Source organism: Streptomyces sp. NPDC101191 (assembly GCF_044767915.1).
In the GTDB taxonomy this organism is placed as follows: domain Bacteria; phylum Actinomycetota; class Actinomycetes; order Streptomycetales; family Streptomycetaceae; genus Streptomyces.
The window spans coordinates 171169-194417 of sequence record NZ_JBIWOU010000006.1 but is presented as its reverse complement, the minus strand read 5'-3'; the positions used below and the strand labels follow the sequence as shown (position 1 = coordinate 194417).

General features: G+C 72.5%; 17 protein-coding genes. 6 read left to right on the top strand and 11 right to left on the bottom strand.

Features of this window, described 5'->3' with window-relative positions:
- Positions 1-136: 136 nt before the first annotated feature.
- On the top strand, positions 137-670 hold the full coding sequence (locus tag ACIRQF_RS23935; protein WP_376637608.1) for a winged helix-turn-helix domain-containing protein: 534 nt from the start codon (positions 137-139) through the stop codon (positions 668-670).
- Here the strand turns inward: ACIRQF_RS23935 and ACIRQF_RS23930 are convergent, their stop codons facing one another.
- Positions 671-2092: a PepSY-associated TM helix domain-containing protein gene (locus ACIRQF_RS23930; protein WP_404094878.1), complete on the bottom strand. Its 1422-nt coding sequence runs from the start codon at positions 2090-2092 to the stop codon at positions 671-673.
- A gap of 84 nt (positions 2093-2176) precedes the next feature.
- On the bottom strand, positions 2177-2980 hold the full coding sequence (locus ACIRQF_RS23925) for a hypothetical protein (protein WP_404094876.1): 804 nt from the start codon (positions 2978-2980) through the stop codon (positions 2177-2179).
- A gap of 112 nt (positions 2981-3092) precedes the next feature.
- Here ACIRQF_RS23925 and ACIRQF_RS23920 point away from each other — a divergent pair, with 112 nt between their 5' ends.
- The 4 genes from ACIRQF_RS23920 to ACIRQF_RS23905 all read left to right on the top strand — a co-directional run bounded on the left by ACIRQF_RS23920 (position 3093) and on the right by ACIRQF_RS23905 (position 8207).
- Positions 3093-3893, top strand: coding sequence for a tyrosine-protein phosphatase (locus tag ACIRQF_RS23920; protein ID WP_404094874.1), 801 nt, complete (start codon positions 3093-3095; stop codon positions 3891-3893).
- A gap of 252 nt (positions 3894-4145) precedes the next feature.
- Entirely contained in the window at positions 4146-6080 is a 1935-nt protein-coding gene (locus tag ACIRQF_RS23915; protein WP_404094872.1) for a hypothetical protein, read from the top strand.
- A gap of 178 nt (positions 6081-6258) precedes the next feature.
- On the top strand, positions 6259-7143 hold the full coding sequence (locus tag ACIRQF_RS23910) for a metal-dependent hydrolase (protein WP_382483730.1): 885 nt from the start codon (positions 6259-6261) through the stop codon (positions 7141-7143).
- Positions 7144-7145: 2 nt separating this feature from the next.
- Positions 7146-8207, top strand: a complete 1062-nt coding sequence (locus ACIRQF_RS23905) for a PDR/VanB family oxidoreductase (protein WP_404094869.1) — start codon at positions 7146-7148, stop codon at positions 8205-8207.
- 3 nt (positions 8208-8210) lie between these two features.
- Here ACIRQF_RS23905 and ACIRQF_RS23900 read toward each other — a convergent pair whose 3' ends face one another.
- A complete protein-coding gene (locus ACIRQF_RS23900) occupies positions 8211-8561 on the bottom strand; it encodes a hypothetical protein (protein ID WP_376637601.1) in 351 nt (116 codons plus the stop codon).
- A gap of 38 nt (positions 8562-8599) precedes the next feature.
- Here ACIRQF_RS23900 and ACIRQF_RS23895 point away from each other — a divergent pair, with 38 nt between their 5' ends.
- Complete coding sequence (locus tag ACIRQF_RS23895) at positions 8600-9313, top strand: TetR/AcrR family transcriptional regulator (protein WP_376637600.1); 714 nt, start codon at positions 8600-8602, stop codon at positions 9311-9313.
- Here ACIRQF_RS23895 and ACIRQF_RS23890 read toward each other — a convergent pair.
- From ACIRQF_RS23890 to ACIRQF_RS23855, 8 genes are all read right to left on the bottom strand, one after another.
- Positions 9298-9630: a 5-carboxymethyl-2-hydroxymuconate Delta-isomerase gene (locus ACIRQF_RS23890; protein ID WP_376637599.1), complete on the bottom strand. Its 333-nt coding sequence runs from the start codon at positions 9628-9630 to the stop codon at positions 9298-9300. The genes ACIRQF_RS23895 and ACIRQF_RS23890 overlap by 16 nt on opposite strands.
- A gap of 110 nt (positions 9631-9740) precedes the next feature.
- On the bottom strand, positions 9741-15104 hold the full coding sequence (gene pulA, locus ACIRQF_RS23885; RefSeq protein WP_404094865.1) for a pullulanase-type alpha-1,6-glucosidase: 5364 nt from the start codon (positions 15102-15104) through the stop codon (positions 9741-9743).
- A 68-nt stretch (positions 15105-15172) separates the two neighbouring features.
- Entirely contained in the window at positions 15173-16873 is a 1701-nt protein-coding gene (locus ACIRQF_RS23880; protein WP_404094862.1) for a carbohydrate-binding module family 20 domain-containing protein, read from the bottom strand.
- Between the two features lie 123 nt (positions 16874-16996).
- Positions 16997-18064: a LacI family DNA-binding transcriptional regulator gene (locus tag ACIRQF_RS23875; protein ID WP_404094860.1), complete on the bottom strand. Its 1068-nt coding sequence runs from the start codon at positions 18062-18064 to the stop codon at positions 16997-16999.
- A complete protein-coding gene (locus ACIRQF_RS23870) occupies positions 18052-19722 on the bottom strand; it encodes a glycoside hydrolase family 13 protein (RefSeq protein WP_404094857.1) in 1671 nt (556 codons plus the stop codon). Before ACIRQF_RS23870 ends, ACIRQF_RS23875 begins: the two co-directional genes overlap by 13 nt.
- Positions 19723-19786: 64 nt before the next feature.
- Complete coding sequence (locus ACIRQF_RS23865; protein ID WP_376637594.1) at positions 19787-20638, bottom strand: sugar ABC transporter permease; 852 nt, start codon at positions 20636-20638, stop codon at positions 19787-19789.
- Positions 20635-21660, bottom strand: a complete 1026-nt coding sequence (locus ACIRQF_RS23860; protein WP_376637593.1) for a carbohydrate ABC transporter permease — start codon at positions 21658-21660, stop codon at positions 20635-20637. Before ACIRQF_RS23860 ends, ACIRQF_RS23865 begins: the two co-directional genes overlap by 4 nt.
- Positions 21661-21694: 34 nt before the next feature.
- Entirely contained in the window at positions 21695-22972 is a 1278-nt protein-coding gene (locus tag ACIRQF_RS23855; protein WP_376637592.1) for an extracellular solute-binding protein, read from the bottom strand.
- Positions 22973-23249 lie beyond the last annotated feature (277 nt).

Below are 23249 nucleotides of genomic sequence, written 5' to 3'. Positions count from 1 at the left end.
CTGTCGGCGCGTGAGGAACGCGTCGGCCCTCTAAAGCCCCGACCGGCTCGGATGCCGGTCCCGCGGCCTTCGGCCGACGCGCAAGACGTACGACGCCCCGTCCGTTCGTAACTCGCGCGAAAGAGCTGAGACTCCCATGGCCCACACCCAGGCTGCCGCCACTCCCCTGACCGCCGCCCGTCCCCGTCTGCGGGCCGTCGCGCCCGACGAGGTCGCCGGGCTCGCGCAGGTCGCCGACTTCCTGCCGCCCGGCGCCACGCTCCTGCCCGCGCCGCCGCACGCGCTGCCCACCCTGCCGGGCCGGCCGCCGATGGTCGGGTACCTCGTCCTGCTGCCCGCCGACCAGCAGCCGCCGGCGCACCTGGGGGCTCCGGAGGCCCAGATCGAGCAGGGGCCGGTGACCATCGACAGCGTGCAGCGCATCGCCAGCGTCGACGGGCGGGCGCTCGACCTGACGTATCTGGAGTTCGAGCTGCTCGCCCACCTCGTCGCCCGCCCGCACCGGGTGCACACCCGGGACCAGCTGGTCACGACGGTGTGGGGGTACGGACACGTGGGCGACGGCCGGACCGTGGACGTCCACGTGGCCCGGCTGCGCCGCAAGCTGGGCGCCGAGCACCGCCACACGATCCAGACCGTGCGGCGGGTCGGCTACAAGTACACGCCCTGATCAGGCGGTTCGCCGTGACCTCGCCCGGGCGACGAGCGCCAGGGCGAGGTCGACGGCCAGGAAGGCCACCAGGCTGATGCCGAGCAGCGGCACGAACCAGCCGACCAGCGCGGTCACCGCGAGGAGCGGGAGCAGCATCGTGGGCGGGACCCTGCGCCAGGTGCCGCGGGCGACCGGGCGGCCCGGGCGGCGCAGCCACCACATCCGGTAGCCCCAGACGATCAGCAGGACCAGGGCGAGCGCGAGGGCGGCGAGCGCGAGCTGGTTGAACAGGCCCAGGTAGACGCCCATGTGGGCGTCGATGCCGATCCGGGTGAGCTGGGCGAGCAGCGGGTAGTCGGCGAAGCGGAGGCTGTCGAGGACGGTGCCGTCGGCCGGGTCCACGGCCACGGAGTCCAGCTGCGCCGGGAACTGCTTGTCGGTCTCCTTCACCACGTAACCGCTGCCCTCGGCGGGCAGGACGACGGAGATCGAGGGGCTGTCGATGCCGGCGGCGCGGGCCGCCGCGACCGCCTTGTCGATGCCGACGTCCGCGCCCTGGGCGGCGGGCGCCGGGTGGTGTCCGGCGCCGTGGCCCGCGTGCTCGCCGCCCGCGCCGGCGCCGCCGGCGAGGCCCGCGGAGAGCGTCGGGGTCGCGCCGCCGAGCCGGTCCTGGACGGAGCCGATGTTCTCGCCCGCGTACCGCGACCAGGTGAGACCGGTGGCGGACAGGGCGACGAGACCGGCCACGGCCCACAGGCCGACCGTGCCGTGCCAGGAGAGCGTGCGGCGGCGGGACTTCGGTCCGCGCTCGGGCAGGAAGAGGGCTCGGCGGTTCCTGCGGCGGCGGCCCAGCCACAGCAGCAGGCCGCCGAGGGCGACCACCCACAGCCAGCTGGCGGCCAGTTCGCTGTAGTTGCGGCCGAACTCGCCGAGGTGCAGGTCGACGTGGAACTGCGAGAGCCAGGTGCGCAGCGGGAGCGCCCCGGAACTGCCGTAGCTGGGCAGCTGTCCGCGTATGTCGCCGGTGTAGGGGTCGACGAAGACGGCGAGCGAGGTGCCCTCGGGGACGTCCGGGTCGGCCATGAGGACCCGGGTGGTGGCCCCGGGCTCGGCGCCGGGCCAGACGGCGGTGACGGTGCCGTCGGGATCGGCGGCGCGGGCGGCCTCGACCTGGCGGGAGAGCGGCAGGGCGGTGGCGCCGTCCGGCACCGGGACTTCGAGCTCGTGCGCGTAGAGCACCTTCTCGGCCGGATAGGAGAGCGCGTACAGCAGTCCGCTGACGGCGGCGACGAGCAGGAACGGGGCGACGAGGACGCCCGCGTAGAAGTGCAGGCGCAGGACGAGCGGGCGCAGCGCGGCCCAGCCGCTCGCCCGGCCGCCGCCCGGGGGTCCGTCCGCCGTTTCGGGGGTGTCGGGGCGTGCGAGGTCGTCGAGGGTCATGACGGTCCTTGGAGTCGTGACTCGAGTCGGAGTCGTGTCGTGCGTCGTGTGTCGACATGGGGAGGCGACCCCCGGTCGATCACGTCAGACGCGTGCTCCGAGGGCCGTGGCGCGGGGTGCGGGCCGGTCGGGCGGGCCGCGCCGGGAGACCGTGTGCGCGAGGACGACGCCGTGCAGGCGGCAGGTGTACGGGCTGACGCGTACGGGGCGGAGGGACGGTGCCACGGGGACCAGGACGCGCGCGACGGCGAGCGCGAGGCGCAGCGGGCTGAACGTGGACGCGCCGACGGTGCGGGCCAGTGCGAACAGCGCGGCCTCGCCCCGGGCCAGCCAGAGCCCGCAGACCAGGGCGGCCAGGAGGTGCGCGGCGAGCATCCCGGCGCCGGAGCCCGCGCCCATGGCGTGGCCCTGCGCCAGGGGTCCGGTGTGGGTCAGGTGCGCCGCGTGGGCCGCGTGGGTGAGGAAGGGGTCGGCGAGGACCGCCGCGGGCAGTTCGGCGGCGGTTCCGGCGAGGGCGCCGGCGCCGTCGGCCGCGAGTTCCGCGGTCCCGGTGTGCGCCGCCCCGGTCATCCCGGGCATGCCCTGCATCCCCGCCGTCCCTGCCGCGCCCGGCGTGGTGCCGGCCGGCCCGGGGTTCTCCCCCAGGCCGAAGAGCAGGTGCAGGATGCCCTGGACGGCCGTCAGGCCGGTCGCGAGGGCGGCGGTTCCGCGGCGGCGGCCGGCGGCGGACCAGGCGAGGGCGGCCACCCCGCCGAAGGCGGCGAGGAGGGAGCCGGGCGGGATCACGTGGGCGGACATGGACGAATGCCCCACAGCCGCCAACACCACGCACACCGCCGCGAACAGTGCGGCCCGGAGGGCGCGCAGGGGCGACCGGGTGTGCGTCATGGTGCGCCCATGCTGTCACCCCGGCACCCGGCACCGGTGATCGCCTCCCCCGCCCATCGGTTAACGTTCGTAGGCAACGTGCCTTTCGCACCGGTATCGGAGGATTCGCCGCATGCCCGCCATCCCCGCCACCACCGTCGCCAACCTCCGCGACCTCGGCACCCTCCCCCTCGGCGAGGGCCGCAGCGTCCGCGAGGGCCTGGTCTTCCGTTCCGGGCAGCTCGACCGGCTCGACGCGGAGGATCCGGTGGTGGCCGGACTCGGCATCCGTACCGTCGTCGACTTCCGCACCGCCGCCGAGCGCACCGAGCGGCCCGACCGCGTGCCGCCGGGCGGGCGGCTGGTCGTCGCGGACGTGCTCGCCGACTTCCTGGCGACCAGCGGCCTGCCGCCCGCGGCCCGGCTCAAGACGCTGCTGTCCGATCCGGCGCTGGCCGAGGAGCACCTGGGCGGCGGCCGGGCGCAGGCGGCCTTCGCCCGGACCTACCGGGCCTTCGTGAGCAGCGACTCGGCCCGCGCGTCGTACCGGGCGCTCCTCATGGAGCTGGGCGACCCCCACGCCGGCCCGCTGCTCTTCCACTGCACGGCGGGCAAGGACCGCACGGGGTGGGCGGCGACCGTGGTCCTCTCTCTGCTCGGCGCGGACGAGAGGACGGTGACGGACGAGTACCTTGCGGTCAATCCGGCGGTACGGGAGGCCTTCGCGCCGCTCATCGAGGGCTTCACGCTGCAGGGCGGCGACCCGGAGCTGGCACTGGCGCTGCTCGGGGTCGTACCGGGGTACCTGGAGGCGGCCCAGGACGAGGTCGCGGTGCGGCACGGGTCGATGGAGAAGTACGTACGGGAGGGGCTCGGGGTCCCGGACGAGACGGTCGCGGTCATCCGCGAGCGCCTGACGGTGTACGCGGCCTGAGGGTGGGCCGACCTGAGGGCGGGCCGTCCGGAGTGCGGGCCGTCCGGAGTGCGCGGCGGGCGGCGGGACGGCGGGGGCGGCCGGGGTCCGGGCAGCGGGGCAGGCCGGCGACCGGGGGGGCGGGGCAGGTCTGGGGTCGGGCAGCGGGGCAGGCCGGCGACCGGGGGCCGGGCCGACGCGGCGGGGACGGCGGGCCGCCGGGGCGGCGAGCCGCCGGGGTGACCATCGCATGATTCGCTCGTTCTGCTGAACGTGAGCACCCAGGAACTCGCCCCCTCCTCCCCCGTTCCCGACTCCTCCGGCCCGGTCGACGTCGAGCAGGCCGAGGCCGCGCTCGTCGAGCACTATCCGCGGCTCGTCCGGATCGCCTATCTGGTGTTGCCGCCCTCCCTCGGGCGCAACCGCCGGGTGCTCACCGCGCACGCGCTGGTGCAGCGCGCACTGCCGCGGCGGCGCGTCCACGGGACCGCCGGGGCGGTGCCCGGTGCGCGGCGGGCCACGGAGGACGCGGTCGACCCGGGGTACGCGTACGTACGGGGCGAGGTGCTGCGGCAGGCGCTGATCGCCGGGCTGCCGCTGCGGCGCCGGGCGCTGCCCCACCGGGCGCAGTTCCCGCCGCTGCTGCCGCACGTGTGGGGGCTGCGGCTGTTCCCGCGCGCGGGCGGCGCCGACGAACTGGCCCTGGACCAGCGCCTGTCCGCGCTCTCCGGACCGGCGCGGGCGGCGTACGTGCTGCGCGGCCTGGAGCGGCAGGGCGACCCGGAGGTGCTGCGGGTGCTGGCCGCCGCCGGGGTCGAGGAGCCGGCGGCCGCGCTCGGGGAGGCGGACGGCGTCGAGGCGCGTTACGCGCTCCTGGAGTCCCCGGAGTTCGACCCGTGCTCGCTCCAGGCGCGGCCGACGGATCTGATGCGGCGACGCCAGCACGGCCGGGCCGCGGCCGCGGCGGCCGTCGCCCTCCTCGTCTGCGGGGCACTGCTCGGGCTACCCGGGGACGGATGGGGCAGAAACGGTGCTGCGGCCCCCGCGTACGCCCGCAATCCGGCGGCGGAGGCGGCGCTGGATCCGGCCGGGGTGAAGCGGATCGGCCCGGCCGACTGGCGGTACGCGTCACGGACGGACTTCTCCGTGTGGCCGGCCCGTGGCGGGCTCGCCGGCGACACGGCGCTGCTGCGCCGGGCGCTCGCGGTGTGGGCCAGGCCGGGGCCGACCGTGCACGCCTCGGCGACGCCCGCCACACCGGTGGGGCCGCCGATGGGGCCGCCGCAGCTGCTGTTCGCGGGGGAGGTGGACGCGGTGCGCGTGGTGCTGTTCTTCGACGGCTTGCGGGTGGTGCGGTACGCGGAGCCGGTGGGGAGCACGAGCGGCGCGGCGCTGGACTTCGCGCGTACGGACGGGGCGGACGCCGTGGGTTCGGCGGCGCTGGTGGTGTCGCGCGCGGCCGGCAACGTGCGCTATCTGACGGCCCCGTGGGTGACGGAGGCGGCCGTGCGGGACCTGCTGGTGCCGGCGAAGGCCGCGCGGGTCCTCGTGCGGGACCGGTACGGGGTGACCGAGCCGATCCCGAGCCCGGTGACGGCGCGGAGCTGTACGCGGTGGAGCGCGCTGCGGCTGCGCGACGCGACGGGCGAGCGACTCCTGACCGACCTGGGCGAACTGGCCCCGGCGCGGCTCACCTCGGGCCCGCCCGGCCGGCCGGCGGACGTGACCGGCGGGGCGGCGCGGGAGGAGTGGGCGCGGGCGGCCTGCCAGCTCCTGGCGGTGCGCTCGCACGGCGTGCGGTCGGTCAACTCCTGGGCGTACACGACGCAGCGGCTGCCCGAGGGGGCGGGGAGCGCCGAGTGGCTGTGCGCGCGGGCGGAGACGTGGCGGGGCACCGGGAACCGTAGCCTCGCGCTCTTCCGCGCGCCGGGCACGACGGGCACGGCCGCGCTGGCCGCCCGCTCGGAGGGGTCGGCGGCCTGCGGGGCGCGGGATCCGCGGGTCCTGGCAGGGGTCGTCTGGCAGGCGAGAAGTGGCCAGTGGTACGTACTGGCGGCGGGATCGGAGGACTTCACGTCACTGGCGCTGTCGGGCGGGGTGAGGGGCCGCGCCGACGGGCACGTGCTGGCGGTGAAGGCCGCCCAGGGGAGCCGCGCGGACCTGACGGGCACCCTCGCGGACGGCACCCGCCTGCACGCCCTGCGCTGACGGGACGTCGCCGGCGCGAGGAACCGGCGCGAAGAGCCGGCGCGAGGAACCGGCGCGAAGAGCCGACGCGAAGAGCCGACGCGAAGAGCCGGTACGGGGAGCCGGCGCGAGGAACCGGTGCGAAAAAGGGGCTGCGCGGGATCTGGCCGGTTCGCTTACCGCTCAGTACATTGACGCCATGTCTAATACGCAGCCTGCACCGGTGGCGTCGGAACACATCGAGCTCAAGGCTCGCAAGGTGTCCTTCGACTGGGACGACACCCCGCTTCACTGGGTGCCCGACGACCCGTTCACCACCCACACCATCAACGTGCTGCACCTGCTGCTCCCGGCCGGCGAACGCTGGTTCGTGCACGTGTACCGGCAGGTGCTCCCCTACATCACCGACGACCGGCTGCGCGCGGACGTCATCGGCTTCATCGGCCAGGAGGCCGTCCACTCCCAGGCGCACGACGACGTGCTGCCGCACCTCAAGCGGCTGGGCCTCGACCCGACGCCGTACACCGCCCAGGTCGACTGGTTCTTCGAGAAGCTGCTCGGGGACCGGACGCTGCCGCCGGGGCGCCCCCGGCGGTGGTGGCTGATGGAGCGGGTCGCACTGATCGCCGCCATCGAGCACTACACCGCCTTCCTCGGCAACTGGGTGCTCAACGCCGAGGAGCTGGACCGGGTCGGCGCCGATCCGGTCATGCTGGACCTGCTCCGCTGGCACGGCGCCGAGGAGGTCGAGCACCGCTCGGTGGCCTTCGAGCTGTTCCTGCACCTCGACGGCAGCTACCGGCGGCGCGCCCGGACCTGGGCGACGGCCTTCACCGCGCTGGTGTTCCTGTGGCAGCGCGGGGTGCGGTTCTTCATGGAGAACGACCCCACGCTCCTCGACGCCAAGCCGTCCGTCGGCCAGTTCGTCCGCAAGGGCCGCGCCGGTGTCCTGCCGTCGACACCGGACATGCTGCGCTCCATCCCCCGCTACCTGAGCCGGGGCTACCACCCCTCCCAGGAGGGCGACACCGCCCAGGCCGTCGCCTACCTGGCCGGCTCGCCCGGCGCCAACGGAGGTCGCTGACCGTGCCCCGCATCCGTACCGTCGTCCTCGCCGCCGGCGGCGCCCTGCTCGTCAAGCGGGCGCTCCGGCGCCGGATCACCGCCTCGCCGCTGTGGCCGCTGCCCGCTCTGGAGGAGCCGGTCTCCGGGCGGGGCCGGCAGGCCACCGTCACCCGGCGGGTGCGCGTCGCCGCACGCGCCACGCCCGCCGAGGGCGTCGTCCAGCTCCGGCTCGAAGGCTCCGACCTGCCCGCCTGGCAGCCCGGCGCGCACATCGACCTCGTGCTGCCCTCCGGCACCGTCCGCCAGTACTCGCTGTGCGGCGACCCGGACGACCGCGCCGCCTACACGGTGGCCACCCGCCTCATCGAGGCCGAGCAGGGCGGCCGCGGCGGTTCGGCCGAGGTCCACGAACAGCTGCCCGTCGGCACGGAGATCGAGATCCGCGGGCCGCGCAACCGCTTCCCGCTGGCCCCCGCGCCCTCGTACGTCTTCGTCGCGGGCGGCATCGGGATCACCCCGGTCCTGTCGATGGTGCGGGCCGCGGAGGCCGCAGGTGCGGACTGGCGGCTGCTCTACTGCGGGCGGAGCCGGGCCGCCATGCCGTATCTCGCCGAGGTCGCCGCCCTCGGCGAGGACCGGACCACCGTGGTCGCCGAGGACGAGGACGGCCGCCCCGACCTCGCGTTCCTGGCCTCGGTGGGCGCCGCGACGGAGGTCTACTGCTGCGGCCCCGAGGGCCTCATGGCGGCGGTCGGCGCCGCCCTGCCCGAGGGCCGGACGCCGCGTCTGGAGCGCTTCTCGGCCGCCCGGACCGAGGGCGGCAAGGCCTTCGAGGTCGAACTCCGGCGTACCGGGCGGACGTTGACGGTGGCCCCCGACCGGTCGGTGCTGTCCGCGGTCCGCGAGGTCGTGCCGGACCTCCTCTACTCGTGCGAGCAGGGTTTCTGCGGGACCTGCCGGCAGCGGGTCCTGGCGGGCGAGATCGACCACCGCGACGAGCTGCTCACCGACGCCGAGCGGGACGATTCCATGCTGCTGTGCGTCTCGCGGTGCGCCGGGGAACGGCTCGTCCTCGATCTGTAGCCGCTACGGGAGGACCAGCCAGTCCAGGGCGAACGCGGTGGCCAGACCGCCCACCAGGAGCCAGGTGGCAAGCCGCGTGCGCCCGTTGCGGGAGAGCTCGATCACGACCCCGCAGAGGATCATGGCGAGCCCGTACACCCCGACGACGAGGACCGACGTGTGACTGGCCAGCCGGGCCACCAGCACGGCGCCCGTCACGACGAGCAGGACCGAACCGGCCACCACCCGGAGCAGTCGCGCCTGCCGGGGGGTCAGGCCGGCCGGCTCGTCCGTCGCGTCCGGCTCGTCGGTCGCGTCGGGCTCGTCCGCCGCGTCCGCGGTGTCCTGCTCGGGGGCCTGCTCAGAAGCGCTCATGTGCCGGGAGCGTATAGGACTCCCGTTAGGCTGTTCGCATGACGACCGGGGTGCGCCGCAGGATGGGCGTCGAGGAGCGCAAACAGCAACTGATCGGGGTGGCCCTTGAGCTGTTCAGCCACCGCTCCCCCGACGAGGTCTCCATCGACGAGATCGCGGCCGCCGCGGGCATCTCGCGGCCGCTCGTCTACCACTACTTCCCCGGCAAGCAGTCCCTGTACGAGGCCGCGCTGCGCCGCGCCGCCGACGAGCTGGCGGCCCGCTTCCTGGAGCCGCCGCAGGGCCCGCTCGGGGCGCGTCTGCTGCGGGTGATGGGCCGGTTCTTCGACTTCGTGGACGACCACGGACCGGGCTTCGCCGCGCTGATGCGGGGCGGCCCGGCGGTCGGCTCCTCGACCACCAACGCGATGATCGACGAGGTGCGGCAGGCCGCGTACGAGCAGATCCTGGCCCATCTGGAGGTCGACAGCCCCTCGGCGCGGCTCGAACTGGTCGTCCGCTCCTGGGTGTCGCTCGCCGAGACGACCGCGCTGCTCTGGCTGGACGGCCGCCGGGTGCCGCGCGCGGAGCTGGAACTGCAGCTCGTGCACGACTTCGCGGCGCTCGCGGCGGTGAGCGCGGCCTACGACACCGAGATGGCGGAGATCCTGGTCCGGATCATCGCCGACGAGCCGGCCGACGGCCCGTTCGGCGAACTGGTGGGCCGGCTCGTGGCGCTGGTTCCGGAGATCCCCGGTCAGCGCTTGGCGTAGGAGGGGTCGAGGTCGCGCACCTCGGCGGTGAGGGTGACGCCCTCTGCGTCCTTGAGGTACTCCGGCAGCAGCGCGAGGACCGCCGCGGAGAGCCGGGCCTTGGCCTCGGCGCTGCGCCCCGGGAGCAGGGCGATGTCGACGTGGACGAGCGCGGCCCCGTCCGCGCCGTCGCCGACCACGGTCTCCTCGATCTCGCGGAAGCTGGTGACGCAGCCGGCGAGGCGGGCTTCGACCGTCTCGACGACGACCGGGTGCAGCGCGCGGGCGAAGCCGCGCCGGTCGAGGGGCGCGGAGTAGTCGACGGTGATGTGCGGCATGGGAGTCGCTCCTGGTGATGCGGATGTCGGGGCACAGCTTGACCGGGCGCCCGCCCCGCGCACAAGGGACCGTCCGCTGGGCGAACGGTCCCTCGTCGCGTGCCCCGCCGCTAGCGCGCGGTGAAGACGGCCACCGTGCGGGCCGGGACCGTGAAGGTGCCGGAGCCCTGCTCGTACGCGGCGGCCTTGACCACCATGTCGGCGCCGTTCGCCTGGACCGGGTGCAGGCGGTATCCCTTGCCGGCCAGGTCGCCCACGGTCTGACGCTGCTCCCGCGGGGTGGCGTTGAGGACGACGACCAGGTCGCCCAGGCGCATGGTGATCACGCCCGGGGTCTCGTCGCGGCCCGAGAGCGGGAAGGACAGCGCGTCCTGGACCCTGGCGGCCGTGTCGAGGGAGAAGACGGGCTCACCGCTGCGGATCCTCAGCAGGTCGCGGTAGGCGCCGGAGGCGCCGTCGATCTCGGCGCAGCCGGGGGCCACGGCCGGGTCGGCGAGCAGCGGCTTCGCGTAGGACCACTTGGAGCCGTTGTCGGCGGCCGGTGGCAGGCCCCGGCCGAAGCCGTTGCCGTCGCGGCAGTCCCAGTGGATCGCGTTGAACCAGTCGCCGCTGTCGAAGGAGTTGCGGTCGAGGGACTTGGAGCGGAGCAGGTCCGAGCCGGCCTGGGAGAGCGCCGGCCCCTGCGAGAGGGTGGCCGTGGCCATGGCGAGGACCTGCATACGGGCCCGGTCGGCCGCCGGGGTGCCGGCCGGCAGTTTGAAGGCGAGGGCGTCGTAGAGGCTCTCGTTGTCGTGCGCGTCGGCGTAGGCGAGGGCGTCGCCGGGGGCGGCGGCGTAGCCGGCCGGGGCGCCGTTGTAGTCGACCTCGGAGCCCTTGACCGTGCGCCCGGAGGTGTCGGTGAAGGTGTAGGAGGCGAGGTTGCCGGAGAGCCCGACCTTGATCAGGTCCTGGTAGTGGAGCAGCCGGGCCTTCTGCTGTTCGGGGGTGCCGTTGGCGGCCGAGGCGTTGGGGTCGGTGTAGAGGCCGGAGGCGAAGCCCTGGACGCCGGGGTCCTCGTCGAAGGGGCCGCCGCCGCGGACGGCGTCGCGGGCCCGGTCGGAGAAGGTCGCGATGCCGGTGCCGGCCATGTTCTTCTGGGTGGCCTGGACGAAGCGGGCGTCGTCGGCAATCTCGCCGAAGTTCCAGCCCTCGCCGTAGAGGACGATCGCCTTGCCGTCGACGCCGTCCTTCTCGACGGTCAGCGCGTCCAGCGCCTTGCGGACGGCGAGGATGTTCGCCTTCGGGTGGTGGCCCATGAGGTCGAAGCGGAAGCCGTCGACCTTGTACTCCTTGGCCCAGGTGACGACCGAGTCGACGACGAGCTTGCCCATCATGGCGTTCTCGGGCGCCGTGTTGGCGCAGCAGGTGGAGGTGGCGACGGAGCCGTCGGCCTGGAGGCGCTGGTAGTAGCCGGGGACGATCCGGTCGAGGACGGACTTGTCGGACTGTCCGGCGGCGACGGTGTGGTTGTAGACGACGTCCATGACGGTGCGCAGGCCGTCGCCGTTGAGGGCCTGGACCATCCGCCGGAACTCGACGGTGCGGCGGCTGCCTTCGGGATCGGTGGCGTACGAGCCCTCCGGCACGGTGTAGTGCAGCGGGTCGTAGCCCCAGTTGTAGGCGTCCTTGGCCGCGGCGGCGGTGACGCAGGCCTGCTGCTCCTCGGAGTCGGGGGCGTAGACCTTCAGGTCGCAGGCGGGCGCGGTCTGCTCGGACCTCTTCTCGGGGATGGTGCCGATGTCGAAGGCGGGCAGCAGGTGGACGTAGGAGGTACCGGCGGCGGCGAGGGCCTTGAGGTGGCGGGAGCCCTTGCTGTCGCCGTCGGTGAAGGCGAGGTAGGTGCCCCGGTGGTCAGCCTTGGCGGTGGGGTCGGCGACGGAGAAGTCGCGGATGTGGAGTTCCTGGATCTGCGCGTCGCGCAGCGGCACGGCGGCGGGCTTCCGCAGGGTCTTCCAGCCCGCGGGCGCGAGGGCCGGGTCGGCGAGGTCGACGACGAGGCTGCGCGCGGAGTCGGTGGTGAGGGCGGTGGAGTAGGGGTCGGTGACCCGGTTCTCGACGATCTTCCGGACGCTGGGCGCCCAGACCTTCACCACGTACCGGTACGGCTTGCCCGTCCAGCCCCGGGTGCCGGTGACGGACCAGACGCCGGAGGCGTCGTCGCGGCGCATCGGGACGGTCCTGCCGTCGAGTTCGAGGGCGACGGACCGCGCGGTCGGGGCCCAGAGCGACAGGGTGGGGCGGCCGCTGCGGAAGACCGGGCCGAGCGCGGCGCCGGTGGCCTTCGCCGCGTAGAGGTCGTCGAGGACGCCGGCGGTCTGGACGCCGGTGGCGGTGAGGACGGCGCCGTTCGCCGCGTACTGGGCGGCGACGAGCTGGCCCCGGAGGGCGGCGCGGACACGGTCGCGGTCCCGCGGGTCCACGGTGTACGCCCCGTACGCCCTCAGGTGCGGGTAGGCGGCCTTCTGTGCGTCGGTGAGCCGGGTACGGTTCAGGCGGAGCACCGTGCGGTCGCCGGCGAGGGCTCCGTCCTGCACGGTGACCGATCCCTCGCGGGAGGCGAGGAGCACGGTGGAGGCGGCGGCGTCGCTGCCGTTCCAGGCGATGGTGTCGGCGTCGATCCAGACGGCCTGGGACTTGGTGAGGTCCAGGGCCGCGCCGCTGCCCTTGGGCTGCGGCAGCAGGTACTTCTCCTGTCCGCCGAGCAGCCACACCTCGTGGCCGGCGGCCTTGAGGTCGAGGGACTGGTCGGTGGGCAGGTCCTTCTCGTCGCCCTTGTGCAGGATGTAGCTGAGCGAGGTCGCGCCGGCCGCGAGGGGGACCTCGAAGACGGCTCCGTACGCGTCCGTGCGGACGGGCTGGAGCGGCCTGCTCCAGTCGGTGGGGTTCGCGGCGCCGGTCCAGGTGTGCAGGCCCCACCCGGTGTGGTCGCCGTCGGCACGCTTGTAGTGCAGGACGGCCTTGGTGGTGTCCTGGGGCGGGTAGGCGCCGTCGGGGGCGGAGGTGCGGACCTCGGGCCGGCCCTGCTCGATCCAGACCTCGCCGGTCTTCGAGAGGTCGATGCTGCGGTCGGCTTCGGTGTCCTTCACGCCGTCCTTGTTCACGGCGATGAAGCCGACCGAGGAGGCGCCGGGCTTGAGCCTGACGTAGGCGAAGGCTCCGTAGGCGTCGCGGCCGGTGAAGGGCTTGCCCGCGGGCCAGCTGGTGCCCTCGCCGTCGGCGATGTCGCCCCAGGTGTACAGGCCCCAGTCGGCGTAGTCGCCGTCGGCGCGCTTGTAGTGGACGACCGCGTAGTCGCGCTGGGTGGCGGTCGGCGGCTGCTCGACGGCCGGGGCGCCGCTGGTGGTCGCGGCGGTCGCGCTCGCGGTGCGGCCCGCGCCGTCGACGACGACGGCCTTGTAGCGCAGGGCGGTTCCGGCGGGCGCGGTGACCTTCTGGGTGACCTTGTAGGGCGCGTGGTCGGCGGAGCCGAGGACCTGCCACGGCCCGTTGCCGGTCTGGGCGGCGAACACGACGCGGTTCAGGCCGCCGCCGGTGACGTCGGCGCCGAGCTCGACGGTGCCGGTGGCGCCGGCGGCGGGGGGATTCAGGGTGAGCCGCGGCGCGGTGGCCGGGGCCGGGAGCGGCCGGTCGGCCTTGAGGACGACGGCGGACAGGGCCGGGACGGTCACGGTGACCTTGCCGTCCTTCGCGGTGACGGCGCCCGTGCCGCCGTACAGGACCCGGAAGGCGGCCGAGTCGACGGGCACGGTGACCGTCTGCGGGGTGGTGGCGCTGTTGGCGGCGACGAGGTACTCGGTGCGCTGCCGGGCGTCCGTGCGGGAGAAGGCGTAGACCGATCCCTGGGACCAGCGCTCCTGCTGGATGCCGTCGCGCAGCGCGGGGTGCTTCCGGGTGAGCGCGGAGAGCTCGGCGATCTGGCGGTAGAGCGGGTGGGTGGTGTCGTAGGCGTCGCTCGCGTGGGTGCGGTCGGTGCCGAGCTGGTCGTCGTCGAGGTAGTCGGCGGTCCGGGAGGCGAAGAGGCTCTGCCGGGCGTCCTTGTCGCCGCCGGCGCCGGTGAAGCCCTGCTCGTCGCCGTAGTAGACGACGGGGTTGCCGCGGCTGAGGAACATCAGCTCGTTGGCGAGGCGGTAGCGCTGGAGGAGTTCGGCCTCGCCGGCCCGGGGGTTGTCCTGCTTGAGGAAGGTGCCGAAGCGGCCCATGTCGTGGTTGCCGAGGAAGGGCACCGACTCGTAGGCGTTGGCCTTGTCGGTGGTGTAGCGGTAGTCCTGCGCGAAGAGGTTCGCCAGCTTGTCGGCGGGGCCGCTCTGGGAGGCGAAGGTGCGGGCGGCGTCCTGGAAGGGGAAGTCGAGGGTGGCGTCGAGGCGTCCCTCGGTCACGTACGGGGCGGTGACCGCCGGGTCGGCGGAGTAGACCTCGCCGAACATGAAGAAGTCCTTGCGCCCGCGCCTGGCCGCGTACTCGTCGAGGGCCGTGGCCCACTGGGTCCAGAACTCGGTGTTGACGTGCTTGACGGTGTCGATGCGGAAGCCGTCGATGTCGAAGTCGCGCACCCAGCGCTGGTAGATCTTCTCCATGCCCTCGACGACCTCGGGACGCTCCGTCCACAGGTCGTCCAGACCGACGAAGTCGCCGTACGAGGAGGACTCGCCTGCGAAGGTGGAGTCGCCCCGGTTGTGGTACATCGTCGGGTCGTTGAGCCAGGCGGGGACCTTGACGTCCTTCTCGTCCGCGGCGACGACGGGGGTGCGCGGGAAGGAGTCGCGGTCGACGGCGGGGAAGCGCCGGGTGCCGTCGGCGTAGTCGGCGTCGTCGAAGGGCACGCCGTCCTTGGTCAGGTAGGGGAAGGCGCCCTTGGCGAGGTAGCCGTAGGACTTCTCCTCGTAGTCCACGACGTCGGCGGTGTGGTTGGTGATGACGTCGAAGAAGACCTTCATGCCCTTGGCGTGGGCGGTGGCGATCAGCCGCTTGAGGTCGTCGTTGGTGCCGAAGTGCGGGTCGACCTGGGTGAAGTCGGTGATCCAGTAGCCGTGGTAGCCGGCGCTGGCGTCCTTGCCCTCGCCCTGGACGGGCCGGTTCTTGAAGATCGGCGCCATCCAGATGGCGGTGGTGCCGAGGCCCTTGATGTAGTCGAGGCGCTGGGTGAGGCCCTTGAGGTCGCCGCCCTGGTAGAAGCCCTTGTCGCCCGGGTCGAAGCCGGTCGCCGTGCGGCTGCCGGTGAGGCCGCCGCGGTCGTTGGAGGCGTCGCCGTTGGCGAAGCGGTCGGGCAGGACGAAGTAGAACTGCTCGCGGGTCAGGTCGTGGCGGGCCGGGGTGGCCGCGAGGGCCCGGTCGGAGGGCGGGGCCGGGGGCCGCGGCGAGGCCGTGGCGGGGATGCCGGGCACGAGGGCGGCGCACAGCGCGGCGGCCAGGACGACCGCCGTTCTCTTGCGTGTCACGGGAATGCTCCCAGGAGGACGGGAAGGGGGGCCGCCCCGGTCGGGGCGGCCCTGGGACGCGGGGAACGTCAGTTGCGGAAGGTGTCGTTCAGGGCGACCTGGCCCGAGGCGGGGACGGTCGCGGTGCGGTTGGCACCGGACTCCCAGGTCACGTTGCCGGCCTCGTCCTTGCGGATGTACTTGTACTCGAAGGCCGTTCCGGCGGGCAGCGTCACGGCGAGCTTCCACACGGGGTACGCGGCGGGGTCGAGCTTGAGGGCGGCGGCCGGGGACCAGTTGCCGAGTTCGGCGCGGTTGCCGGTGACGTAGACGTTCTGGCCCGTCACCGTGGTGGCGTTGACGTTGAAGGAGGCGCCGGCGGTGACCGCCTGGGCGGCGCAGGTCCGGGCGCCGGCGTGCAGCGCGAGGGCGGTGTCGGCGCCGAGGGTGGCCGTGAACTGGCCGGTGGAGTTCACGGTCACGGCTTTGCCGCTCTGCACGTCGCAGTAGGAGCCGCCGGGCAGGGAGGTCTGGAAGGTGCGGGTGAGGGCCGAGGTCTCGTGGTTGATCGCCACGTAGGCCTTGGTGCCGCGGCCGAACGCGATCGCGTTGTTGCCGTTGTCCCACCAGTCGGTGACGGCCTGTCCGCGGGAGGTGTTGCGGAAGGCGACCATGGAGGAGATCTCGCGCCAGGCGTGCTGGCACTTCCAGCCGTTGCTGTAGCAGGCGTTCACCTGGTGCCCGTTGGGGGCGCCGGCGTCCTTGTCGGTCCACTCGTAGCCGGAGTGGACGTCCGGGGAGCCGTAGGGCCAGGCCAGCATGAACACGGAGGCCAGCGTGTAGGAAGCGCCGGACTTGTAGGTGAGGGTGTCGCCGCCGCGCTCGGTGTCGTGGTTGTCGACGAACACGGCGGACTGGCCGCTCGGCATGTAGCCCCAGGCCTCGCCGAAGTTCTTCAGGTACGAGAGCTTCTCGTTCTGCAGGACCCGCTTGAGGTCACGGGCGTAACGGAACTCCTGGACGTCGCCGTTGCCGAGGTACTCGCTCGGGGAGACGGCCTCGCCGGCGCCGTAAATGGCCTCCTGCTTCCAGTAGGCGGAAGGATTCGTCAGCCGGGACTTGATGTTGGCGAGGTCGGCGGCCGGGATGTGCTTGGCTGCGTCGATGCGGAAGCCGTCGACGCCCAGCGACAGCAGGTCGTTGAGGTAGGCGGCTATCCGGCCGCGCACGTACGCCTCGCCGGTGTCGAGGTCGGCGAGATTGACGAGCTCGCAGTTCTGGACGTTCGCCTTGTCCTGGTAGTTGGAGATGGTGGCGCGGCAGTCGTCCATGTCGGCGCCGGAGTAGACGCCGGGGTAGTTGTACTTGCTGTAGGTGGATCCGCCGGTGCCGGTGTAGGTGGCGTTGGGGTCCGACGGTCCGGCCATGTGGTTGACGACGGAGTCGGCGACGACCTTCACCCCTGCGGCGTGGCAGGTGTCGATCATGCTCTTGAAGGCGGTGCGGTCGCCGAGCGGTCCGGCGATCTTGTAGCTGACGGGCTGGTAGGCGGTCCACCACGGGGATCCCTGGATGCGCTCCTGGGGCGGTGAGACCTGCACGTAGCCGTAACCCGCGGGACCGAGCTGGTCGGTGCAGGCCTTGGCCACCGAGGCGAAGTTCCACTCGAACATCACCGCGGTGACGTCCTTCTCGCCAGGGGCCGAGGCCTGTGCGGTGGGGGTTCCCGTGACGGCCACGGCGGCTCCTGCCACAAGGGCGAGTGCAGCGGCCACGGTCTTTCTTGCCATTTCTCCTCCTGTACGACGTCCCTGTCGCAAGAAGTTGCCGAAAATGACAGCAACTGTTTTCAGCCGCGACCGTAGGGGCGCACAGGCGTGCGGTCAACCCTTCGAACAGACCAAGGGAAGGGTTTACGAAAGGAGTTGCGGCGGCTGCGCCGTGGAACCGCGCACGACCAGCTCGGGCTGGAAGACGAACTCCGTGCGCTGGACCGGGTTTCCCTCGATCTCCTCCAGGAGCGCGCCGACCGCCGCCGTCGCCATCGCCTGCACCGGCTGGCGCACGGTGGTCAGCGGCGGGTCGGTGAACGCGATCAGCGGGGAGTCGTCGAAGCCGACCACCGACACGTCGCGGGGCACGTCGAGGCCCCGGGCGCGGGCCGCCCTGACCACCCCGAGGGCCATCAGGTCGGAACCGCACACGATGCCGGTGCAGCCCTCGGCGATCAGCAGGTCGGCGGCGGCGTGGCCGCCCTCCACGCCGAACAGGGTGGGCTGCACGAGGCGTTCGGCCTCGGCCCGCTCCACCCCCAGCTGTTCGCGGAGCTCGGCGCAGAAGCCCTCCGCCTTGCGGCGCGAGGGCACGTAACGGGTCGGCCCGATGGCGAGCCCGATCCGCTCGTGACCGAGCTCGACCAGGTGCCGTACGGCCATCCTGGCCGCCGCGCGGTCGTCGGGCGAGACGAAGTTGGCGTCGACGTGTTCGTTGAAGCCGTTGATGAGGACGAACGGCACCCCCCGCGCGGCCAGCCGGGTGTAGCGGGCCGGGTCGGCGCTGGCGTCGGCGTGCAGGCCGGACAGGAAGACGATGCCGGCCACCCCGCGCTCCACCAGCTGCTCGACGAGCTCGTCCTCGGTCGCGCCGCCCGGCATCTGCGTGCACAGCACCGGGGTGTAGCCGTACCCGGCCAGGACCTGCTCGATGACCTGGGCGAAGGCCGGGAAGATGGGGTTCGTCAGCTCGGGCACCACCAGACCGATGAGGCCCGCGCTGCGGCGTTTGAGACGTACCGGACGCTCGTAGCCGAGCACGTCGAGCGCGGCCAGCACCTTGTGCCGGGTCGCGCCGGCCACCCCCGCCTTGCCGTTGAGGACCCGGCTGACGGTGGCCTCGCTCACCCCGGACTGGGCGGCGATGTCCGCGAGCCGCGGGGCGCCCCCTCCGGCGCCCCGCGGCAGGGGGATCGTCACACCGCCCACCAGGCGGTGGTGTCGGCGGGCAGCTCGGCCGCGCCCTCGACGATCCGGATCTCCTCGTTGGAGAGAAGGAACCGGCCAGGCAGCGGGACGGTGATGGCCCGGCCGGTGGTGTTGGCGGTGCAGACGAAACCGTCGCGGCGGAAGACCAGCACGCCCTCGGGGGCGTCCTGCCACTCCACGGACTCGCCCGCACCGAGCCCCGGCTGAGCGCGGCGCACGGCGAGCGCGCTGCGGTACAGCTCCAGGGTGGAGGTGGGGTCACCGGTCTGGGCCTCGACGCTCAGCCCGCCCCAGGCGGCGGGCTGCGGCAGCCAGGAGCCGCCGGTCCCGAAGCCGTACGAGGAGCCCTCGACGGTCCACGGCAGCGGCACCCGGCAGCCGTCGCGGAAGCCGTCCTGGCCGGTGGCCCGCCAGAACGACGGGTCCTGGCGGACCTCGTCGGGCAGGTCGGTGACGTCGGGCAGGCCGAGCTCCTCGCCCTGGTAGACGTAGGCGGAGCCGGGCAGCGCCAGCATCAGCAGGCTCGCGGCGCGGGCGCGGCGCAGCCCGAGGGCGCGGTCGCCGGGGGTGCGCAGCTGGGTGCCGAGGCCCGCCGGGTTGGCGAACCGGGTGGCGTGCCGGGTGACGTCGTGGTTGGAGAGCACCCAGGTGGTGGGGGCGCCGACCGGGCGCATCGCGGCGAGCGAGGCGTCGATGACGGACCGCAGCTCGGCGGCGTCCCAGTGGGTGCCCAGGTACTGGAAGTTGAAGGCCTGGTGCATCTCGTCGGGGCGCACGTAGTTCGCGGTGCGGTCGACGGTGGGGGTCCAGGCCTCGGCGACGAGGACGCGCTCGCCGTCGTACTCGGCGAGCACCGTGCGCCAGGAGCGGTAGATCTCGTGGACGCCGTCCTGGTCGAAGAAGGGCATGACGTCGTTGCCGAGCAGCTTGAGCTGGTCGTGGGCGCCGATGTCGGGCAGGCCGGCGGCCTTGACCAGGCCGTGTGCGACGTCGACGCGGAAGCCGTCGACGCCCATGTCCAGCCAGAAGCGCAGGATCGAGCGGAACTCGTCGCGGACGGCGGGGTGTTCCCAGTTGAAGTCGGGCTGCTCGGGCGCGAAGAGGTGCAGGTACCAGTCGCCGGGCGTGCCGTCCGGGTTCTCCGTGCGGGTCCAGGCGGGGCCGCCGAAGATGGACTCCCAGTCGTTGGGCGGGAGTTCGCCGTCGGCGCCCTGGCCGGGGCGGAAGTGGTAGCGCTCGCGCAGCGGGGAGCCGGGGCCCTCGCGCAGTGCGCGCTGGAACCACTCGTGCTGGTCGGAGGAGTGGTTGGGCACCAGGTCGACGATGATCCGCAGACCCAGGTCGTGGGCCTCGCGGATGACGGCGTCGGCGTCGTGGAGCGAACCGAACATCGGGTCGATGGCCCGGTAGTCGGCGACGTCATAGCCCGCGTCGGCCTGCGGGGAAGCGTAGAAGGGAGAGAGCCAGACGGCGTCGACGCCGAGTTCCTTCAGGTACGGCAGCCGGCTGCGGATGCCCGCCAGATCGCCCATGCCGTCGCCGTTGCCGTCGGCGAAGCTGCGGGGGTAGACCTGGTAGATCACCGCGTCTCTCCACCAGCCCGACTGCGTACCGGTGGCGGTTGCGGCGTCGGCGGGGGCGGCGAGGTGCTGGGTCATGTCTTCCTTGATTCGTAAGGAGTGTGCGGACACGGAGTGCGCGGACACGGTGGCTCTTCCGCGCTCAGCCCTTGACGGCGCCGGCGGACATGCCGGTCACCAGGTGGCGCTGGGCGAAGAGGAACACCAGGGCGGCGGGGATGGCGATGAGCACGGAGGCCGCGGTCATCGGACCCCACTGGGCGCCGTACTGGTTGACGAACTTCTGCAGTCCGCCGGCGAGGGTCAGGTTCTCGTCGCCGACCATGAAGGCGGAGGCGTAGGCGACCTCGCTCCAGGCGGTGATGAAGGAGTAGAAGGCGGTGACGGCGATGCCCGGCTTGGCGAGCGGCAGGATCAGCCGCCAGAAGGTGCCGAAGGGGGTGAGGCCGTCGACCTGGCCCGACTCGTCGATCTCGCGCGGGATGGTGTCGAAGAAGCCCTTCATCATCCAGGCGCAGAACGGGACGGCAATGGTCAGGTACGTGACGACCAGGCCGGTCGGGCTGTTGAGCAGGCCCATCGACGCCATGATGTTGTAGATCGGCACGATGAGGACGGCGACCGGGAACATCTGGGTGACCAGCAGGGTCCACATGAGCCCGCGCTTGCCGGGGAACCGGAAGCGGCTGACCGCGTAGCCGGTGGTGGAGGAGACGAAGACGCCGAGCACGGTGGTGAGGGCGGCGACGAGCAGCGAGTTGCCGAACCAGGTGAGGAACGGGGTGTCGTTCAGCAGGTTCGTGTAGTTCTCGAGCGTCGGCTCCTTGACGAAGTCCGTGGTGCTCGCGAACTTCGCCGGCTTGAGCGAGGTCAGCAGCACCCAGAGCACCGGGAAGACGGCGATCACGGAGGCGACGATCAGGGTCGCGTGCAGCCCCACGGAGGCGAGCGGCGAACGGCGGCCGCGACGGGGGGTGTGGACGGCGGTGGTCACCAGACTTCTCCCTGCTTGCGGAGGACTCGCCGGTAGACCGCGGCGAAGACCATCAGGAGGATCAGGATCAGCACGCCCCAGGTGGAGGACTGCGCGTAGTCGCGGGGGCTGATCTCGAAGGAGAACTTGTAGGCCTGGGTCACCAGGATCTGGGTGGCCTCGCCGGGACCGCCCCGGGTCAGCAGGAAGATCACCGGGAACATGTTGAAGGTCCAGATGGTGCTCAGCAGGATCACCGTGGTGCTGACGGACCGCAGCCCGGGCAGGGTGATGTGCCGGAAGCGCTGCCAGGCGCCGGCGCCGTCCATCTCGGCGGCCTCGTACAGCTCGCCGGGGATGGACTGGAGACCGCCGAGCAGGGCGACCATCATGAACGGCACACCGAGCCAGACGTTCACGGCGATGACCGAGAACTTGGCCCAGGTGGGGTCGTTGAGCCACGGCACGGCGTCGATGCCGCCGCCCGCGAGCAGCTGGTTGAGGATGCCGCGGCGCTCGTCGTAGAGGAAGCGCCAGGCGAAGACGGAGACGAAGCCGGGGACGGCCCAGGGCAGGATCAGCAGCATCCGGTAGACGGAGCGGCCGGCCATCTTCCGGTTGAGGATGTTGGCGAGCGCGAGGCCGAGGGCGAAGGTCACCGACACACAGGAGACCGTCCACACCAGGGTCCAGCCGAGCGTGCCGAGGAACTGGCCGCCGGTGAGCGCGTCGGTGTAGTTCTGCAGGCCCTTGAACTCGTAGGTCGCGGGGATGTGGTTGACGCCGATGGAACGCTCGACGTTGCGTTCGTTGGCGTCGGTGAGCGACAGCCAGACGCCGCGGACCAGCGGGTATCCGATGATCACGCCGATCACGAGCACGACCGGGGCGACCATCGCCCAGGCGTACCAGTGGATGGAGAGCGAACGCCGCACGGCGCCCTGGCCCCCGCCCTTGTGCTTGCCAGTTCCGCGGCTCCGGCCGCGGGCGACGTTCTCGCCCGCGGCCTTCGCCACCGACTGGCTGCTGGTGTCCACAGCCATCAGCCGGTCTGCCTTCCTTCCCGCTTCCGTGTCTTTACTTCCAGTCCTTCAGGAGCTTGCGGTAGGAGTCGCCCGCCGTCTTCGCTCCCTGCTCCGGGGTGGCCTGGTTGGTGAGGACCTTGGTGTACTCGGTGACGAGCGGGGCGAAGAGGCTGCCGCCCTCGGGGATCCACGGGCGCTCGACGGCCTTGTCGACGACCGGCTTGAAGAAGGTGATCATCTCGTTGGTGGCCACCTCCGTCTTGCCGTAGGCCGAGCTGCGCGTCGGGAGCAGGCTGAGCTCCTTGGCGACCTGGGCCTGGACCTCGGTCGAGCTCATGTACTCGACGAAGGCGTAGGAGGCGTCCAGGTTCTTGGAGCCGGCGTAGACGGCGAGGTTGTGGCCGCCCTGCGGCGCGCCCTGGCCGGCGGAGCCGGCCGGGACCGGGGCGATCCCCAGGTTCGCCTTGTCGGCGAACTCCTTGCCCGTGTAGGTGTCGGCGACGGCCCACGGGCCGTTGATCATCATCGCGACCTTGCCGTCCTTGAAGGCGGCCTGCATGTTGTCCCAGCCGTTGGTCGCGTCGGTGATCGCGGCCTTGGAGTCGACCAGGTCCTTGACGGTCTTGAAGGCCTTGACGCCGGCGGGGTTGTCGATCGTGACGGTCTTGGTGTCGGCGTTGACCATGTCGCCGCCCTCGCCGTACAGGAAGGAGAGGAACCAGTAGGCGTCGTCACCGCGCAGGTAGAGGCCGGTCTTGCCGGTCTTCTGCTTGATCTTGGCGGCGACGGACTTCAGCTCGTCGATGTTCTTGGGGACCTCGACGCCGGCGTCCTTGAAGATCTTCTTGTTGTAGAAGATGCCCATGGAGTCGATGACCTGCGGCACGGCGTAGGTCTTGCCGTTGTACTTGGTCGACGCGGCGGCCTGCTTGAGGAAGTCGTCCTTGTCCTTCAGGGCGGCGGTGCCGTCCAGCGGGGCGAGGTAGCCGAGGTTCGCGAAGTCCGGGGTCCAGGCGACCTCGGAACGGATCACGTCGGGGGCGCCGGCGCCGGACTGGGCGGCGTTCTTGAACTTGTTCTGGGCGTCGCCGAAGGGCACGTTGACGTACTTGATCGTGACCTTGGGGTGCTTCTTGGTGAAGTCCTCGGCGATCTTCTTGAAGACCTTGTCCTCGGAACCGACCGTGGAGGTGTCCCACCAGGTGACGGTGCCGGAGAGCTCGCCCGAGCCCTTCGCGCCGCCGTCGGTGGATCCGTTGTCGCTTCCGCACGCCGCCAGGGTCACGCCCAGGGCCGCGACCAGCGCGGTGGCCGCTATGCCACGCCGCATGTGAACTCCTTCAGGTGGTCCCGGATGACGAGGGGCTGGAACCTTCCTCTGCGACCGCTCCCTCGCGGCGCGCCGGGTTGCCAGGAACGTAACAGGGATGAAAACGAGCCGAAAGAGCTTGCGTGAAATTTCTGCAAGACCCGGCGATCGTTACATCCACGTGTCCCTAAGGTTGCCGACGAGCCGCTTGACAGCTTCCGGGGCGCGCCACCGCTTGCAAGAACTTGCGCAAGACCACCGACAACGGCCGGAACCCGCGTTCGGTGGGCAATCCGAC

Coding starts and splice junctions, on each gene's coding strand:
- ACIRQF_RS23935 (WP_376637608.1), top strand. CDS start 137: ATGGCCCACACCCAGGCTGCCGCCACTCCCCTGACCGCCGCCCGTCCC.
- ACIRQF_RS23930 (WP_404094878.1), bottom strand. CDS start 2,092: ATGACCCTCGACGACCTCGCACGCCCCGACACCCCCGAAACGGCGGAC.
- ACIRQF_RS23925 (WP_404094876.1), bottom strand. CDS start 2,980: ATGACGCACACCCGGTCGCCCCTGCGCGCCCTCCGGGCCGCACTGTTC.
- ACIRQF_RS23920 (WP_404094874.1), top strand. CDS start 3,093: ATGCCCGCCATCCCCGCCACCACCGTCGCCAACCTCCGCGACCTCGGC.
- ACIRQF_RS23910 (WP_382483730.1), top strand. CDS start 6,259: ATGTCTAATACGCAGCCTGCACCGGTGGCGTCGGAACACATCGAGCTC.
- ACIRQF_RS23900 (WP_376637601.1), bottom strand. CDS start 8,561: ATGAGCGCTTCTGAGCAGGCCCCCGAGCAGGACACCGCGGACGCGGCG.
- ACIRQF_RS23895 (WP_376637600.1), top strand. CDS start 8,600: ATGACGACCGGGGTGCGCCGCAGGATGGGCGTCGAGGAGCGCAAACAG.
- ACIRQF_RS23890 (WP_376637599.1), bottom strand. CDS start 9,630: ATGCCGCACATCACCGTCGACTACTCCGCGCCCCTCGACCGGCGCGGC.
- ACIRQF_RS23880 (WP_404094862.1), bottom strand. CDS start 16,873: ATGGCAAGAAAGACCGTGGCCGCTGCACTCGCCCTTGTGGCAGGAGCC.
- ACIRQF_RS23870 (WP_404094857.1), bottom strand. CDS start 19,722: ATGACCCAGCACCTCGCCGCCCCCGCCGACGCCGCAACCGCCACCGGT.
- ACIRQF_RS23860 (WP_376637593.1), bottom strand. CDS start 21,660: ATGGCTGTGGACACCAGCAGCCAGTCGGTGGCGAAGGCCGCGGGCGAG.
- ACIRQF_RS23855 (WP_376637592.1), bottom strand. CDS start 22,972: ATGCGGCGTGGCATAGCGGCCACCGCGCTGGTCGCGGCCCTGGGCGTG.